Consider the following 16449-nt stretch of genomic DNA (forward strand, 5'->3'; position numbering starts at 1 on the left):
GTTCGGATCGCGGGCGAGCGGGTGGGGACTCGTTCCGCGGCAGCGGTCATGAACGACCCTTTCACCTCGTCAGACGAGGTGAAAGGGTCGTTCATGACGTCCGGACTGCCGTCGCCCCGCTCGTCAGCCGAGCACCTGGCTTTGCCAGAGCTGGCGGACCTGGTCGGCGAGCTCGCGGTGCACCACCCGGAGCCCCGCCCTGCCCTGGCAGGCTCCGGCAAAGTCAGGTCTGCGCGGCCGACTTGAGGGTCAGGTGCGCCGGTCGGAGGGCCCGATCGCGCGGTTGTGGTGAGGTGAACGACCCATTCACCTCATCCGACGCCAGGAATGAGTCATTCAAGACGTCCGCGACCCGGGCCCGCGCCACCCCGACTTCGCCGGGCCGCCGAGCCAGGACCGGAAACCGGCCCCCGCCCGTCCCAAGGGGGGCGTGCCCATGTCCAGTCTATCGCCGCCCCCCGACGGAAAGCCCTGATCAGCGACTGAAGCGCCGGTTTGTCCACATTGCCCCGCCCCTGGGGACAGCCGGCCCAAGCAACAGCCATTTCACTGGCGTACCGGCAGACTCGGAGCACTGGGCTTGGGTATCGTCACGCCCAGCCACCTGATCTTCTGCACCGGGGAATGATGACCGAGCCGAACGTGAATCCCGAGGAGCCTGGCGCGCGCGATGCTGAGCGGCTGGGTCCGCGGCCGCTCGCGCGGCCGGCCGTCGATCCGGCTCAGGCCGCCGTCTTCGGCAGGCCCAGTGGGGTCGATGGGGCGTTCGACCAGCTCTACTCCCCGCAGAAGTCCAACGGTGTCCGGCTCGCGCCGCCCGCTCCCGAGTCGCTCGCCGAAGCCTTCCGCCGGCCGCCCGGGGCCGAAGGGGTGCTGCTCGAACGGCCGCGGGAAGCCACCGGTGAGCCGATAGAACAAGATCCGCCCCTCTGGAACAGCACCAGCGATCCCTGGCGCGATCCGGGCGCCGGCGCTGTCCTCGCCGGTCCGGCGATGCCCGCCGAAGACGAGGAAAAGCCCGCCAAACGCCCGCCCGGTGCGCTGCTCAGCCTGCCCGAGGTGCTCTTCGGCCGTCGCGTGCAGCCGAAGGCGCTCGTCCTGCTCGGGGTCGTCGCGCTGCTCGTCGGGGCCGTCGGGGGGCTCGTCGGCTGGTGGGCCGCCGACACCGGCGGGGAGCTCACCGGCTCCGCCACCATCTCCGAAGCCGAGGCCGCGAAGGAACGCCCCGCCGGCTCGGTCGCCGAGATCGCCAAGCGCGTCGCGCCCGCCGTCGTCTCGCTCGAGGTCTTCAAGCCCGGCGCCGACTCCGGTGAGCAGGGCTCCGGCGTCATGATCGACCCGCAGGGCTACATCCTCACCAACGAGCACGTGATCTCCTCCGCGAGCGCCGACCCGGGCGTCAAGGTCACCGCCATCTTCATCGACGGCACCCGCACCGAGGCCAAGCTCGTCGGCTCCGACCAGAAGACCGACCTCGCCGTCGTCAAGGTCAACGTCACCAACCCGACCGTCCTGCAGATCGGCAAGTCCGCCGACCTGCAGGTCGGCGACACCGTGATGGCCATCGGCTCGCCGCTCGCGCTGCAGAACTCCGTGACCGCCGGCATCGTCAGCGCCCTGAACCGCCCGATCACCGCGGGCGGCGACAACGGCGCCCCGCCGGTCACCTACGAAGCCATCCAGACCGACGCCGCCATCAACCACGGCAACTCGGGCGGCGCGCTCGTCGACTCCACCGGCGCGCTCGTCGGGATCAACTCGTCGATCCGCTCCTCCGGCGCGGACGGCGGCAGCATCGGCATCGGCTTCGCCATCCCCAGCGACTACGCGGTCAAGATCGCGAAAGCGCTGATCAAGGACGGTAAGGTCCAGCACGCCGACATCGGCATCAACGCCTCCTCGACCGTCGCCGGCTCCTCCACCATGGGCGCCCAGGTGAAGAACGTCGCGCCCGGCGGCCCGGCCGCGAACGCCGGCATCAAGGAAGGCGACGTCATCACGAAGATCGGGGGCCGCCTGGTGCGGGACTCCGCCGAACTGACGGTCGCGGTGCGCGCCCACGACGTCGGCGAGGTCGTCCCCGTGCAGCTGGCCCGCGACGGCGCGAGCTTCGTCGTCGACGTAACCCTGGCTTCCGACTGAGTTCCCGCGTTCGGCCTGCCGGAGAGCGGGCCGGGGCGGGTACCCTGGGCGGGTAGGTTCCGAGCGGAGGTAGACGGGTGTTCGACAGTGTCGGATGGGGGGAAATCCTCGTCCTCATCATCGCCGGTCTTTTCATCCTCGGCCCGGAACGGCTGCCCGAGGCGGCGTCCTGGATGGCGAAGAGCGTGAAGAAGGTCCGTGACTTCGCGACCGGAGCGAGGGAACAGCTCCGCGAGGAGATGGGCCCGGAGTTCGACCAGCTCCGCAAACCCCTGGAAGACCTGCGCGGGCTGCGCAACTTCGACCCGAAGCGGGTGGTGACGCAGCACCTCTTCGACGGCGACGCGGACCCGCTCGGCCTGAAGGGCATCACGAACGGCAGCCCGAACCTGACCGGTACCAACGGGACGAACGGGACCAACGGCTCGAACGGGTCCACGGTCGGCCAGACCCGGCAGTCGGAGCCGCTCAAGCCGGGGGAGCGCCCGCCGATCGACCCGGACGCCACCTGACCCGTCCGTCCACTATGGACGAACAAGCGCAAGAACCCCCGTTTGCGCGCCATCTCCGGTGGTTTCCCTAGTCCCGTCTCACGACCCTGACCAGGTGATCGTTTCCCTCCTACGTTCGAGTGGGGGCGGCTGTCCGCCGCCCGCGAACGAAGGGGAGAAAGATGAAACTCAGATCGCTGGGCTGCGCGCTGCTCGCGGTGGGCCTGCTCGGATCGGGCCAGGTGGCCTCGGCCGCCGCGACGGAAGCCGCCACGACGGCAGCCGCCGCGTGCACCTGGAAGCCCACCGCCCTCGGCGCCGGCACCGCCGTGAGCGCGAAGGTGACCGCGACCGACGACAAGGGGAACTTCGCCGGCTGGGCACTGCCGACCGACCAGTTCGGTGACACCGTCCGCGCCGCGTCCTGGACCAACGGCACGTACGCCGACCTCGGCACGCCCGGGTACAACGGCGCGGCTGTGACCGCCGAGAACCGCTCGGGCACGGTCGCCGGGACCGCCTACAGCACGATCTTCGGCGCCGGGTTCATCTACGAGAAGGCGTTCAAGAGCTCCGGCGGCACGCTCGTCGCCCTGCCCTTCCCGACGGCGAGCCAGCTGCCCGCGGGCTACACGCGGTCGGCCGCCGTCGGCATCACCGACTCCGGCGACGTCATCGGGGTCGTGCGCAAGCAGGACGGGACCGGCCTGACCGCGGTCCGCTGGCCGGCCGCCCAGCCGGGCACCGTGACGCTGCTGACCGGCGCGCCGTCGTCCGGCATCGGCCCGGTCGCGGTCGACACCGACGGGGCGATCCTGCTCAACAGCTCCGACATCTGGCGCGACGGGACGCTGACCCACCTCGGCACCCTGCCGGGCCTCAAGTACGCGTGGCCCGACGACATCAAGAACGGCCGCGTCGTCGGCTACGGCGTGTACAACGGCAAGAACGTCGGCGTCTACTGGGACCAGCAGCACGCGGCCCACATCCTGCCGAAGTCCAGCTACAACCTGTCCAACGGCAACCCGCAGTTCTCGATCAACGCGAGCGGCCTGATCACCGGCCGCGTCGACGAGGCGAACGGCGGCAACGACCTGGCGGGCACCGGCTACGGCGTCTGGAACCAGGGCACCTTCGTCTCGAAGTTCGGTGACCTCAAGGCCGACCTCCCCGTGGTCGTCGGCGACGACGGCACCGTGGGCGGCTACCGGTACGACTCCACGACCCGGCACTCGACCGCCTACCTCTGGCGCTGCTCCTAAGGACGACGAAGGGGACCTCCACCGGAGTGGAGGTCCCCTTCTGCCGTGGAGAAAAGCCTCAGCGACCGGCCGGGGTCACGTTCAGCATCATCCCGGCCAGCCCGCGTGCCCGGACCGTCAGCTTCTTCGCCATCTCCTTCAGCACCACGGACGCCGGGGCGTCGGGCGACGACAGCACCAGCGGGGTGCCCGAGTCGCCCTGCTCGACCAGGCGGGGGTCCAGCGGCACCTGGCCCAGCAGCGGCACGTCCGACCCGATCGACTTCGTCAGCGACGCCGCCACCGTCTCGCCGCCGCCCGAGCCGAAGATCTCCAGGCGGGAACCGTCGGCCTGCTCCAGCCACGACATGTTCTCGATGACCCCGGCCACGCGCTGACGCGTCTGCAGCGCGATCGCGCCGGCCCGCTCGGCCACCTCCGCCGCGGCCTGCTGCGGCGTCGTGACCACCAGGATCTCCGCGTTCGGGATCAGCTGGGCCACCGAGATCGCGATGTCGCCGGTGCCCGGCGGCAGGTCCAGCAGCAGGATGTCGAGGTCGCCCCAGAAGACGTCGGCCAGGAACTGCTGCAGCGCGCGGTGCAGCATCGGCCCGCGCCACACCACCGGGGTGTTGCCCGGGGTGAACATGCCGATCGAGATCACCTTCACGCCGTGCGCCTGCGGCGGCATGATCATCGTGTCGACCTTGGTCGGCTTCTCGCGCGTGCCCAGCATGCGGGGGATCGAGTGGCCGTAGATGTCCGCGTCGACGACGCCGACCGACAGGCCCCGCTCGGCCATCGCCGCGGCCAGGTTCACCGTGACCGACGACTTGCCGACGCCGCCCTTGCCGGACGCGACGCAGTACACCCGCGTCATCGAGCCCGGCTGCGCGAACGGGATGACCGGCTCGCTGGCGTCGCCGCGCAGCGACTTCCGCAGCTCGGAGCGCTGCTCGTCGTTCATCACGTCGAGCTCGACCCGGACGTCGGCGACGCCGGGGAGCTTCGAGACGGCTTCCTTCGTGTCGTTGGTCAGCGTCGCCTTCAGCGGGCAGCCGGCCACCGTCAGGTAGATCCCGACGGTGACGACACCATCTTCGCCGACGACGACGTCCTTCACCATCCCCAGGTCCGTGATGGGTTTGTGGATCTCGGGATCTTGCACGCTCTTCAGCGCGCTGCGGACGTCATCGACGCTGGGGAGCTGCTGAGTGCTGGTCACCCCACCCATGTTACGAGCCGGTAGGAGTGCGGTTCGGTTTGGCCTTCCTGGGCTGGACGTCGAGGTCCTCCCGCAGCCGGTCCAGCTCGCCGCGCAGGTAGTCCCGCGTCGCGACCTCGCCGACCGCCAGCCGCAGCGCCGCCAGCTCCCGGGCCAGGTACTCCGTGTCGGCCTTGGTCTGCGCGGCGCGGTTCCGGTCCTCGTCCAGCGAGACGCGGTCGCGGTCGTCCTGCCGGTTCTGCGCGAGCAGGATCAGCGGCGCCGCGTACGCCGCCTGCGTCGAAAAGGCCAGGTTGAGCAGGATGAACGGGTACGGGTCCCACTGCAGCGACACCGCGAACAGGTTCACCACGATCCAGACGAACACCATCAGCGTCTGCCAGAACAGGTACTTCCCGGTGCCGAGGAACCGGGCGACGCGCTCGGTGAGCCTGCCGAAGGTGTCCGGGTCGATGTTCAGCTTGAACCGGTTCTGGCTGCGCGGCTGGTCCAGCCGCCGTCCGGACGACAGTTCAGGCACGGTCCGCCTCCAGGTGTTCGCCGGTCTCGCCGGTGGTGTCGTGCAGGCCGGTCTCGCGCCAGTCCTCGGGCAGCAGGTGGTCGAGCACGTCGTCCACGGTGACCGCGCCGAGCAGGTGGTCCTCGGTGTCGACGACCGGCCCGCAGGTCAGGTTGTAGGCGGCGAAGTAGCGCGTGACCTCGGCCAGCGTCGCGTTGGGTCGCAGCGCCGCCAGGCCGGTGTCGACGGCGCTCGCCACGAGCTCCGCCGGTGGCTCGCGCAGCAGCCGCTGGAAGTGCACGACGCCGACGAAGCGCCCGGTCGGCGTCGCGGTCGGCGGGCGGCAGACGAACACCATGCTGGCCAGCGCCGGCGGCAGCTCGGCGTTGCGGATGTGGGCCAGCGCCTCGGCGATCGTCGTGTCGGGCGTGAGCACCACCGGCTCCGGGGTCATCAGGCCGCCCGCGGTGTCGGACGAGTAGGCCAGCAGCCGCTTGACCGGCGCGGACTCCTCCGGCTCCATCAGCTCCAGCAGCCGGCTCTGCTCCGCGGGGGCGAGCTCGGCGAGCAGGTCGGCGGCGTCGTCCGGGTTCATCGCCTCGAGGATGTCGGCCGCGCGCTCCTCGGCGAGGTAGGACAGCAGCTCCTTCTGGTCGTCGTCCGGCAGCTCCTCGAGGACGTCGGCGAGGCGCTCGTCGTCCATCGCGTCGGCGACCTCGTGGCGGCGCTTGAGCGGCAGGTCGCGGACGGTCGCGGCGACGTCGACCGAGCGCATGGTGTCGAACAGCATGAGCAGCTGGCCCGCGCCCTGCGGCTGCTTCGCCAGGTCGGCGAGCCCCAGGCCGGCGACCTCCTCCCAGCGCAGCACCTGCATGGCCGACCGGCGGCGGCCCAGCCCGGCGCGCCGCTCGCGGATGGCGAGCTTCGCCAGCACCCAGTCGCGGGTGCGGGTCGGCTCCATCGCGGCGTCGACGACGGTGATCCGCGTGTCGGACCCGGCCAGCGTCGCGTGCGCGTCGAGCAGCTGGCCGAGCACCAGCACCTCGTTGGGGCGCTGGTTGAACTGGCGCATGTTGACCGAGCCGGTGGCGAGCGTCACGGCGCTCGGTTCGATCGAGGTGACGCGCAGCATCGGCACGAAGACCCGCCGCCGCGTGGTCAGCTCGACGACCACGCCGAGGATCCGCGGCGGCTGCGCGTCCAGCCGCAGGCCCGCGACCAGGTCACGGACCCGGCCGATGGACTCGCCGTCCGGCCCGAACACCGGCAACCCGGACAGCTGAGCAGCGAAAACCCTGTTGACCGCGGCCATGCCGCAGACACTATCGGCTGGCTGCCCAAGCAGCGATTTCCGGCACGGTGACGAATGCCGGGTCGTCGCTGTCCGCTTCGAACTCTTCGAGGTCTTCGAGCATCCAGATCCAGTTCTGCACCGCGCGCACGAGGGTCCAGGCCCGCGCCTTCCCGGCGTCGAGCTCCTGCGACGCGACGACCATCGCGAACCGTTCGTCCAGTGTGGACTCGGTGAAGCGGTTCCAGAACAACGGGATCACGGCGTAATCGAGGTCGCCGGCCAGTGGCTTCGGGTCGATGACCAGCCACGGCTCCCGCTGCCCGGCGAGCACGTTCTGGAAGTGCAGGTCCTCGTTCACCAGCAGCTCGCCCGAGGACGGCCCGAGCTCGCGGCAGATCGCGACGGCGTCGTCGACGAGCCGCCGGTCGAACGGCTCGCCGAGCGCGGACCACCGGCGGGGCAGCTCTTCGGCGAGGGCTTCGGCTTCGGTGCGCACACTCCTGACCAGCGACGGCGGAGCGGGCACGGCGAGGCGCCGGGCCAGTTCGCCGAGCAGCGGGACGGCTTCGCGCAGCGGAAGGTCGTCGAGGGTGCGGCCGGCATCGAGTCGTTCGAGCAGCAGGACACCGTCGTCCGGTGCGGAGTCCAGCAGCAGCACCGCACCTCGACCGGCCCATGTGGACAGTGCGAGCGGTTCGCCGGCGGACTCTTCGCCGAGCCAGCCGAGTTTCAGCACCACCGGCGTGCCGTCGGCGAGCCGCGCGGGCTGCACGACGCCGACGTAGCCGTGCATCGCGTCGCCTTCGAAAGTCAGGCCCCACTCGCGGGCGTACCGGGCCGCGAGGTCCGGCAGGGCCGCCAGCCACGGGACGGCCTCCGGGCCGAGCACCCGGGGCGCCCGGTCGGCGAACAGCGGCGGGACGCGGAGATCGTTCACCACCCCAGTCTGCTGGGCCCGTCCAGTGCGTTTCGTCCTGGTCGGCACGGGCGTACGCTGGGTTTTCAGGGGGAAACGCAACCCCGGGAGCAGCCATGGTGGTGGAGATCCTCAGCGCCGTAGTCGTCGCGGGCGGAGCCTGGCTCGCGGCCGGGGTGCGCGTCGTGAGGCAGTACGAACGCGGGCTGGTCTTCCGGTTCGGCCGGGTGCGGGCCCGGGTCTCGGAACCCGGGTTGACGCTGCTGGTGCCGTTCGTGGACCGGATGCAGAAGGTCAACATGCAGATCGTGACCATGCCGGTGCCCGCCCAGGACGGCATCACCCGGGACAACGTCACGGTCCGGGTCGACGCCGTCGTCTACTTCAAGGTGATCGACCCGGTCATCGCGGCGGTCAACGTCCAGGACTACCGGGCGGCGGTCGGCCAGGTCGCGCAGACGTCGTTGCGCTCGATCATCGGCAAGAGCGAGCTCGACGACCTGCTCTCCAACCGTGAGCGCCTCAACGAGGGCCTGGAGCTGATGATCGACAGCCCGGCACTGGACTGGGGCATCCACATCGACCGCGTCGAGATCAAGGACGTCGCGCTGCCGGAGGCGATGAAGCGCTCGATGTCGCGGCAGGCCGAAGCGGAGCGGGAACGGCGCGCGCGCGTCATCTCCGCCGACGGCGAGTTGCAGGCGTCGTACAAGCTCTCCCAGGCCGCCGCGCAGATGGCCGACACCCCGGCGGCGTTGCAGCTGCGGCTGCTGGAGACCGTCGTGCAGGTGTCGTCGGAGAAGAACTCGACGCTGGTGCTGCCGTTCCCGGTGGAGCTGCTGCGGTTCCTCGACGCGCAGACGCCGAGGCCCGCGGCGCCCGCTCAGGCGCCCGCTCCCGCTCCCGCTCCGGCAGCGCCCGAGCCGGAGCTCGAACTGGACGCCGGGGAGCCCAAGCCGGAGGCGAACGGCCACGCGACGCCGTCGCCGCGCAGCCCCGGGGACGCGGTGCTGCCGGCCGACTAGGTCAGCTTGCCGTTCGCGCCGAGGATGATCAGCGTGGTGAAGAAGCCGACCCACAGCGCGATCACGACGTAGCCGACGATCACGGCGGCCGTGGCCATCCCGCGGCCGCCCGCTTCGCCGCGGTTCGTCTTGCTCAGCGCGATGTGGCCCATGACCAGCCCGGCGATCGCGGTGATGCCGGAGCAGAAGCCGAGGATCGAGCAGACCAGCGCGCCGATCGCCAGCGCGTTGTCCGGCTTGTGCTGCGCGGGGACGTACGGCGGCTGGACGTAGGGCGCCGGGCCGCCGTACGGCTGTCCGTAGGGCATCGGGTACGACGGCTGCTGGTACTGGTACACCGGCTGCGGCTGGCCCGGCGCGACGTACGGCGTGCCGGGGATGTGCGCGGCGGGAGCCTCGAACGCGCCCGGCGGCAGCTGCTCGGGCTGCTCCGGGGCATCGGCGGCCGTGGTGTCGGCGACGGTGGTGTCCGCGACCGTGCTGTCGACCGCCGGCGGGTCGTAGTTCTCCGGTGCGTACGGCGCGGGTTCCGCGGTGGGCGGCGGGTCGTACGCCACGGTCGGATCGGCCGGACGGTCCTTGTCCCCGGACGGGTCGGTCATGGTGGGTCCCCTCGCTGCGTGCTGGACCCCAACTTAGCCGGTCAGCGGCAGAGACCCGTGGCCGACGACGATCGCCGCCGGGCGGTGCTGATCACGGTGGGCGTGAGCGCCCTCATAGCAGGGTTCCGGCTTTCGGGTCATACTCACCGGTAACCCAGCGCCGGGAGCCGGCGAAGCCGCCAGGAAGGAAGCCCCCATGGCCCGTCTCGCCCAGACCGCCGGCCTGACCGACGTGCAGTCGGAGATCCTCGCGACCGTCCGCCAGTTCGTGGACAAGGAGGTCATCCCGCACGCGCAGGAGCTCGAGCACGCCGACACCTACCCCACCGACATCGTCGAGGGCATGAAGGAGATGGGCCTGTTCGGGATCACCATCCCGGAGGAGTACGGCGGGCTCGGCGAGTCGCTGCTGACCTACGCGCTGGTCGTCGAGGAGATCGCGCGGGGCTGGATGAGCGTGTCCGGCGTGATCAACACCCACTTCATCGTGGCGCACATGATCTCCCGCCACGGCACGGAGGCGCAGAAGCAGCACTTCCTGCCGCGCATGGCGACCGGCGAGGTCCGCGGGTCCTTCTCGATGTCCGAGCCGGACCTCGGCTCCGACGTCGCCGCGATCAAGACCCGCGCCAAGAAGACCGATGACGGCTACGTCATCGACGGCTCGAAGATGTGGCTGACCAACGGCGGTTCGTCGAACCTGATCGCGCTGCTCGTCAAGACCGACGAAGGTGCCGAGAAGCCCCACCAGAACCTGACGGCGTTCCTCGTCGAGAAGCCGGAGGGCTTCGGCGAGGTCGCGCCCGGGCTGACCATCCCCGGCAAGATCGACAAGATGGGCTACAAGGGCGTCGACACCACGGAAGCGGTCTTCGACGGCTACAAGATCGGCGCCGACATGGTGCTGGGCGAAGCGCCGGGCAAGGGCTTCGCGTACATGATGGACGGTGTCGAGGTCGGCCGGGTGAACGTCGCGGCGCGGGCGTGCGGCATCGCGATCCGGGCGTTCGAGCTGGCGGTGGAGTACGCCCAGCAGCGCAAGACGTTCGGCAAGGCGATCGCCGAGCACCAGGCGGTGGCGTTCAAGCTGGCCGAGATGGCGACCAAGGTCGAGGCGGCCCACCTGATGATGGTGAACGCGGCCCGGCTGAAGGACTCGGGTGAGCGCAACGACGTCGAGGCGGGCATGGCGAAGCTGATCGCGTCGGAGTACTGCGCGGAGGTCACGCAGGACGCGTTCCGCATCCACGGCGGCTACGGGTACTCGAAGGAGTACGAGATCGAGCGCCTGATGCGCGAGGCACCGTTCCTGCTGATCGGCGAGGGCACGAGCGAGATCCAGAAGACCATCATCAGCCGGGGCCTGCTGCGGGAGTACAAGTCCCGCTCTTGACACGCTTTGTCGCTCTGTCGACAAAGCGAGCCGGTCGCCGGTGCAGTGAATGACTCATTCCGGCTCGCGTCCCGAACCGCGCCGCTGCGCCTCTGGCCCCGGGCCTCTCGGGGATCCGGCCCGGACTCGGTGAGGCGGGACGCCGTGAACGACCCTTTCACCGCGCCGGACGTCATGAACGAGTCGTTCATGACATCGCGTGCGTCCGCCGGCTGCGGCCTTTCGGGCTGAGCGGTGCGGGCCGCCATCGCCTGGGGAGGAGCCGGCCTCGGCAGAACTGGGAGGCGGGACGCCGTGAACGACCCTTTCACCGCGCCGGACGTCATGAACGAGTCGTTCATGACATGGCGCCCGACCACCGGCCCCGGCCTTTCGGGGTAAGCGGCTCGCACGGTCCGGGCGTTCTTGACAAGATGGACGCCCAAGACCCACGAGTGCGCAGGTGATGATGGTGAGTAGTCCCTTCGGCGGGAGCCGGGCGCCCGGCAACCTGCCACGGCTGCCGACTCCGCCGACCGGCTGGCCGATCGGGTCGTACGCGACCTACGGCGAGGCGCAGCAGGCCGTCGACTTCCTCGCGGACAGCGAGTTCTCCGTCAGCGACGTCACGATCGTCGGTGTGGACCTGATGCTCGTCGAGCGCGTCATCGGGAAGCTCAGCTGGGGCCGCGTGCTCGGCACCGGCGCCGTCTCGGGGGCCTGGTTCGGCCTGTTCGCCGGGTTGCTGCTCGGGCTGTTCGTCAACCAGGGCTTCGCGCTGCAGCTGCTCACCGGGCTCGTGCTGGGCGTCCTCTCCGGGCTGATGTTCGCCGCCATCGGGTACAGCATGTCGCGCGGGCGGCGGGACTTCTCCTCGGCGAGCCAGCTGGTCGCCGGCCGCTACGACGTCCTGTGCCAGCCGCGCTCGGCCGAGCGGGCGCGGGAGCTGCTCGCCAAGCTCGCGCTCAAGCCGCCACCGGCCAACATCTGAAAGAAACCCTGGAAAATCCCGGCAATACCAGGGGAAAATCACAGTTCAGTCTGCAGTGGGCTGAATCGTTACCGATACTGCTTGCGGGGTGTGATCGCCCGGCATAAGTTGTCCGACACCAGTCGGGCGGCCTCGCCAATCACAGAGACCGTCCGAGCACTAGCACGTCGGGGTGCTGGCGCGGTTCGCCTCATCGCGTCGTGGTGGCCACCAGGCACCGCGGTATCCGGCGTGCACGCGGGTGAGGAGGCCTTATGGGGAAGAGGATCGGCGCGGGCAAAAGGGGGCGCTCGCCCGGCCGCACCACCGCCCTTCTGGGGGCAGGGGCATTGCTGACCGGTCTTGTGGCCGGCTGCGGCTCGGGCGGCGGACTGAAGATCAACGTGTACTACGGGCCTGAGGACAGTTTCCAGAAGGTCGTCGACAACTGCAACAAGGCGGCGGACGGCCGCTACGAGATCGTCTACAACAAACTCCAGCGCGGCTCGGACGACCAGCGGCTCCAGATGGCGCGGCGGCTGGCGGCGGGCGACGACGCGATGGACGTCCTGGGCCTCGACGTGACCTGGGTTTCGGAGTTCGCCGAAGCCGGGTGGATCGACGAGTGGAAGGACCAGAACAAGGCCGCGGCGTCCGAGGGCGTCCTCCAGGGGCCGCTGGACACCGCGACCTACAACGGGAAGCTCTACGCGGCGCCGAAGAACACCAACATCCAGCTGCTCTGGTACGACGACCGGATCACCCCGACCCCGCCGAAGACGTGGGACGAGATGATCCAGAAGTCGCAGGACCTGAAGGCGCAGGGCAAGCCGTACAGCATCGTCTTCACCGGCGCGCAGTACGAAGGCCTCGTCGTCTTCTACAACACGCTGGTCGAGTCGATGGGCGGGCACATCCTGTCCGACGACGGCAAGTCCGTCGTGATGGACGACGGCGCGGTCAAGGCGCTGGCGCTGCTGAAGCAGATCACGGCGTCGGGGATCACCGACGCGTCGCTGACCAACTCGAAGGAGGACGACGTCCGGCAGACGTTCCAGCGTGGCGACGCCGCGTTCGAGCTGAACTGGCCGTTCGTCTACGCCTCCTACGCGAAGGACAAGCCGCAGGACGTCTCCCACATGAAGTGGGCCGTCTACCCCGAGGCGCTTCCCGGCACGCCGGCGAAGACCACGATCGGCGGGTACGACCTCGCCGTCAGCTCGTTGTCGGCGCACAAGCCCGAGGCGTACGAGGCGGCGCTGTGCCTGCGGAGCGCGGAGAACCAGAAGTTCTCGGCGATCAACGACGGCGTGCCGCCGACCATCGAGTCGGTGTACCACAACGACACGCCGCTCGACGCGTCGAAGCCGGCGAGCGACGACAACCCGAACATGGCGCTCAAGTACCCGATGCGCGACTCCATCCTGGACGCGCTGAAGGACGCCGCGGTGCGGCCGCTGACCCCGGCGTACCAGAACATGTCGACGGTGATGTCGAAGATCCTTTCACCGCCGGCCGAAATCGATCCGCAGGCCACCGCGGACAAGCTGCGCGAGCAGCTCAGTGACGCGCTCCAGTCGAAGGGAGTGATCCCGTGACCGTTCAGGACTCCACCCCGGCCGACACCGCCGGGGCCACCGTCGCCGAAGGGGCGACGTCCCACAAGAAGGGCAAACCCGCCCTGTCCGAGGGGAAGCGGGCCGAGCGACGGCTCGGGCTCTGGCTGTGCGCGCCCGCGTTCGTCGTGATGATCGCCGTCACCGGCTACCCGATCCTGTACTCGATCTGGTTGTCGCTGCAGCGGTACGACCTGCGGTTCCCGGCGCAGCAGGAGTTCGTCGGCTTCGACAACTACGGGGCCGTGCTGTCCAATTCGTACTGGTGGACGGCGTTCGGCACCACGATGTTCCTCACCGTGGTGTCGGTGGCGATCGAGTTCGTCCTCGGCATGGCGCTGGCGCTGGTGATGCACCGGACGCTGGTCGGCCGCGGGATCGTGCGCACCATCGCGCTGATCCCGTACGGCATCGTCACGGTCGTCGCGGCGTTCTCGTGGTACTACGCGTGGACGCCGAAGACCGGCTACCTGGCGAACTGGCTGGCCGCGGACGGGGCGCCGCTGACCGACCAGTGGCCGTCGCTGTTCATCATCATCGGCGCCGAGGTGTGGAAGACCACGCCGTTCATGGCGCTGCTGCTGATGGCCGGCCTGGCGCTGGTGCCGGACGACCTGCTCAAGGCCGCGTCGATGGACGGCGCGAGCGCGTGGCAGCGGTTCACGAAGGTGATGCTGCCGGTGATGAAGCCGGCGATCCTGGTGGCCCTGCTGTTCCGCACGCTCGACGCGTTCCGGATCTTCGACAACATCTACGTCCTCACGGGCGGCGCGCAGGACACCGGGTCCGTGTCGATGCAGACCTACAACAACCTGGTCAAGGGGCTCAACCTCGGGATCGGGTCGACGATGGCCGTCCTGATCTTCATCACGGTGGCGATCATCGCGTTCATCTTCATCAAGGTGTTCGGCACGGCCGCACCGGGTTCGGACGACGGGGGTAAGCGCTGATGGTGATGGGAACCGTCACGACGGGCCGCAAAGTACGCTGGGGCCTGGTCGACATCCTCGTGCTGGTGTTCGCGCTGGTGCCGGTGCTCTGGGTGGTTTCGCTTTCGTTCAAGACCAAGGACACGCTGACCGACGGGTACTTCATCCCGCAGTCGTGGACCTGGCAGAACTACGCGGACATCTTCCAGACGTCGGAGTTCCTGCTGGCGCTGGTGAACTCGATCGGCATCGCGATCATCTCCACGGTGATCGCGGTGGTGCTGGGCACGATGGCCGCGTACGCGATCGCGCGGCTGGAGTTCCCCGGCAAGCAGCTGCTGGTCGGGCTTTCGCTGCTGATCGCGATGTTCCCGCAGGTGTCGCTGGTGACCCCGCTGTTCAACATCGAGCGGAACCTGGCGCTGTTCGACACCTGGCCGGGGCTGATCCTGCCCTACATCACGTTCGCCCTGCCGCTGTCGATCTACACGCTGTCGGCGTTCTTCCGGGAAATCCCGTGGGAGCTGGAAAAAGCGGCGAAGATGGACGGCGCGACGCCGGCCCAGGCGTTCCGGAAGGTGATCGCGCCACTGGCCGCGCCGGGGGTGTTCACCACCGCGATCCTGGTGTTCATCTTCTGCTGGAACGACTTCCTGTTCGCCATCTCGCTGACGTCGACCACGGCGTCGCGGACGGTGCCGGCGGCGCTGTCGTTCTTCACCGGGTCCTCGCAGTTCGAGGACCCGACAGGGCAGGTGAGCGCGGCCGCGGTCGTCATCACCATCCCGATCATTATTTTCGTGTTGTTCTTCCAGCGTCGCATCGTGGCGGGGCTGACCTCCGGTGCGGTGAAGGGGTAGTCATGGCAGAAATCGTCCTCGACAAGGTGTCGAAGAAGTACCCCGACGGCGCGCTCGCGGTGTCCGAAGTGGACATAACCATCGCCGACGGCGAGTTCCTCGTGCTGGTCGGTCCGTCCGGCTGCGGGAAGTCGACCATGCTGAACATGGTGGCGGGGCTGGAGGACATCTCCTCCGGCGAGCTGCGCATCGACGGCAAGCGCGTCAACGAGAAGGCCCCGAAGGACCGGGACATCGCGATGGTGTTCCAGTCCTACGCGCTCTACCCGCACATGAGCGTGCGGGAGAACATGGCCTTCCCGCTGCGGCTGGCCAAGGTCGACGACAAGACAGTGCGGGCGAAGGTGGAGGAAGCGGCGACGATCCTCGACCTGACCGCGCACCTGGACCGCAAGCCGGCCAACCTCTCCGGTGGCCAGCGGCAGCGCGTCGCGATGGGCCGGGCGATCGTCCGGAACCCGAAGGCGTTCCTGATGGACGAGCCACTGTCCAACCTGGACGCCAAGCTCCGCGGCCAGATGCGGACGTCGGTGTCGAAGATCCAGAAGCAGCTCGGCACGACGACGCTCTACGTCACGCACGACCAGACCGAGGCCATGACCCTGGGCGACCGGGTCGTGGTGCTGCGCGGCGGTTTCGTGCAGCAGATCGGCTCGCCGCAGTTCCTCTACGACAACCCGGCGAACCTGTTCGTCGCGGGGTTCATCGGCTCGCCGTCGATGAACTTCGTGCCGGCGACGCTGGAGAACAACGAGCTGCGCAGCCCGCTGGGCACGACGCCGCTCACCGACCGGATCCGCCGGCTGGTGGAGAAGGCGGACGCGCCCCGCGAGGTGCTGGTCGGCATCCGGCCGGAGCACTTCGAGGACGCGGCGGTCGTCGAAGCCGGCCAGAAGACGGGCGGCGGCACGTTCACCGCACACATCGACGTGCTCGAGTCGATGGGTTCGGAGAAGTACGCCCACTTCACGCTGGAAGGCGAGATCGCGACGTCCGCGGAGCTCGCCGAACTCGCCGCGGACAGTGGCTCGTCCGACGTCCCGGGTTCGGAGTCCCAGATCGTGGCCCGCCTCTCGGCGGAGTCGTCCGCGAAGGAGAACGCGGACCTCGAGGTCTGGTACGACGCGGACAAGATCAAGCTGTTCGACCCGTCGAACGGCAAGAACCTCACCTACGAGGACTGAGGCAAAGTCCGTGAAGGCCTCCTTACCGGCTCTTATGGCCGGTAAGGACCGGCCCTGATCTCCAAGGCCGGCGACTTCTGGAC

Annotated in this window: 16 protein-coding genes; 11 read left to right on the forward strand and 5 right to left on the reverse strand. The window is 69.4% G+C overall.

Annotation, left to right across the window (positions count from 1 at the left end):
* The 4 genes from AB0C38_RS48525 to AB0C38_RS48540 all read left to right on the forward strand — a co-directional run.
* The coding region (locus AB0C38_RS48525; protein ID WP_360688203.1) for a hypothetical protein at positions 1-246 on the forward strand (246 nt) is incomplete at its 5' end.
* Positions 247-624: 378 nt separating this feature from the next.
* Positions 625-2142: a trypsin-like peptidase domain-containing protein gene (locus AB0C38_RS48530; protein WP_360688206.1), complete on the forward strand. Its 1518-nt coding sequence runs from the start codon at positions 625-627 to the stop codon at positions 2140-2142.
* A 77-nt stretch (positions 2143-2219) separates the two neighbouring features.
* A complete protein-coding gene (tatB, locus tag AB0C38_RS48535; protein ID WP_360688209.1) occupies positions 2220-2654 on the forward strand; it encodes a Sec-independent protein translocase protein TatB in 435 nt (144 codons plus the stop codon).
* A 161-nt stretch (positions 2655-2815) separates the two neighbouring features.
* Positions 2816-3895 carry a hypothetical protein gene (locus AB0C38_RS48540; RefSeq protein ID WP_360688212.1) on the forward strand — a complete coding sequence of 360 codons (1080 nt, stop codon included), beginning with the start codon at positions 2816-2818 and terminating at the stop codon, positions 3893-3895.
* Positions 3896-3953: 58 nt separating this feature from the next.
* Here the strand turns inward: AB0C38_RS48540 and AB0C38_RS48545 are convergent, their stop codons facing one another.
* Genes AB0C38_RS48545 through AB0C38_RS48560 form a run of 4 tightly spaced genes read right to left on the reverse strand, consistent with a single transcriptional unit; the run spans position 3954 to position 7832 of the window.
* The gene (locus AB0C38_RS48545; protein WP_360688215.1) at positions 3954-5099 is read right to left on the reverse strand and encodes a P-loop NTPase; all 1146 of its coding nucleotides are present in this window, start codon (positions 5097-5099) and stop codon (positions 3954-3956) included.
* Between the two features lie 10 nt (positions 5100-5109).
* Entirely contained in the window at positions 5110-5619 is a 510-nt protein-coding gene (locus tag AB0C38_RS48550; protein ID WP_360688218.1) for a DUF1003 domain-containing protein, read from the reverse strand.
* Positions 5612-6910, reverse strand: a complete 1299-nt coding sequence (locus AB0C38_RS48555; RefSeq protein ID WP_360688221.1) for a CBS domain-containing protein — start codon at positions 6908-6910, stop codon at positions 5612-5614. The genes AB0C38_RS48550 and AB0C38_RS48555 overlap by 8 nt, the downstream gene beginning before the upstream one ends.
* A gap of 10 nt (positions 6911-6920) precedes the next feature.
* Positions 6921-7832 carry an aminoglycoside phosphotransferase family protein gene (locus AB0C38_RS48560; RefSeq protein ID WP_360688224.1) on the reverse strand — a complete coding sequence of 304 codons (912 nt, stop codon included), beginning with the start codon at positions 7830-7832 and terminating at the stop codon, positions 6921-6923.
* A 92-nt stretch (positions 7833-7924) separates the two neighbouring features.
* Here AB0C38_RS48560 and AB0C38_RS48565 point away from each other — a divergent pair, with 92 nt between their 5' ends.
* The gene (locus AB0C38_RS48565; RefSeq protein ID WP_360688227.1) at positions 7925-8833 is read left to right on the forward strand and encodes a slipin family protein; all 909 of its coding nucleotides are present in this window, start codon (positions 7925-7927) and stop codon (positions 8831-8833) included.
* Here the strand turns inward: AB0C38_RS48565 and AB0C38_RS48570 are convergent.
* Positions 8830-9435, reverse strand: a complete 606-nt coding sequence (locus tag AB0C38_RS48570) for a DUF4190 domain-containing protein (protein ID WP_360688231.1) — start codon at positions 9433-9435, stop codon at positions 8830-8832. The two genes, AB0C38_RS48565 and AB0C38_RS48570, sit on opposite strands and share 4 nt — an antisense overlap.
* A gap of 196 nt (positions 9436-9631) precedes the next feature.
* Between AB0C38_RS48570 and AB0C38_RS48575 the strand changes: the two genes are divergently transcribed.
* The 6 genes from AB0C38_RS48575 (at position 9632) to ugpC (ending at position 16366) form a co-directional block, all read left to right on the forward strand.
* Positions 9632-10828 (forward strand): acyl-CoA dehydrogenase family protein, encoded by a 1197-nt coding sequence (locus tag AB0C38_RS48575; protein ID WP_360688234.1) that lies wholly within the window; start codon positions 9632-9634, stop codon positions 10826-10828.
* A 445-nt stretch (positions 10829-11273) separates the two neighbouring features.
* The gene (locus AB0C38_RS48580) at positions 11274-11798 is read left to right on the forward strand and encodes a general stress protein (RefSeq protein WP_360688237.1); all 525 of its coding nucleotides are present in this window, start codon (positions 11274-11276) and stop codon (positions 11796-11798) included.
* A 254-nt stretch (positions 11799-12052) separates the two neighbouring features.
* Positions 12053-13375 (forward strand): ABC transporter substrate-binding protein, encoded by a 1323-nt coding sequence (locus tag AB0C38_RS48585; RefSeq protein ID WP_360688240.1) that lies wholly within the window; start codon positions 12053-12055, stop codon positions 13373-13375.
* Positions 13372-14343, forward strand: coding sequence for a sugar ABC transporter permease (locus AB0C38_RS48590; protein WP_360688243.1), 972 nt, complete (start codon positions 13372-13374; stop codon positions 14341-14343). Before AB0C38_RS48585 ends, AB0C38_RS48590 begins: the two co-directional genes overlap by 4 nt.
* The gene (locus AB0C38_RS48595) at positions 14343-15182 is read left to right on the forward strand and encodes a carbohydrate ABC transporter permease (protein WP_360688246.1); all 840 of its coding nucleotides are present in this window, start codon (positions 14343-14345) and stop codon (positions 15180-15182) included. The genes AB0C38_RS48590 and AB0C38_RS48595 overlap by 1 nt, the downstream gene beginning before the upstream one ends.
* A 2-nt stretch (positions 15183-15184) precedes the next feature.
* Complete coding sequence (gene ugpC / locus AB0C38_RS48600) at positions 15185-16366, forward strand: sn-glycerol-3-phosphate ABC transporter ATP-binding protein UgpC (protein WP_360688249.1); 1182 nt, start codon at positions 15185-15187, stop codon at positions 16364-16366.
* Positions 16367-16449 lie beyond the last annotated feature (83 nt).

It is taken from the genome of Amycolatopsis sp. NPDC048633, assembly GCF_040650695.1.
Taxonomy (GTDB): domain Bacteria; phylum Actinomycetota; class Actinomycetes; order Mycobacteriales; family Pseudonocardiaceae; genus Amycolatopsis.